1 rRNA gene is annotated in these 202 nt (G+C 45.0%); it reads left to right on the top strand.

Annotated elements, in window-relative coordinates:
* Positions 1 to 112: ribosomal RNA gene (locus PV403_RS25280) — 23S ribosomal RNA — on the top strand; the annotation flags it as partial.
* Positions 113 to 202: the final 90 nt, after the last annotated feature.

Raw genomic sequence — 202 nt, 5'->3', positions numbered from 1 at the left:
GAGATTTCCCAACTAGTAAGACCCCTTGAAGACGACGAGGTAGATAGGCTGGAGGTGGAAGTGCAGCAATGCATGGAGCTGACCAGTACTAATCGGTCGAGGGCTTATCCTACAAGCTTTCTGAAGGAAAGCTACTTCGAAAGCATATGCTATAAATCGCAAAGATTGTTTCGTATCTAGTTTTCAGGGAGCAAATCCTTGA

The sequence above is a fragment of the Paenibacillus sp. GYB006 genome, assembly GCF_036577645.1.
In the GTDB taxonomy this organism is placed as follows: domain Bacteria; phylum Bacillota; class Bacilli; order Paenibacillales; family Paenibacillaceae; genus Paenibacillus.
This window is presented reverse-complemented; position numbering and strand designations above follow the sequence as displayed.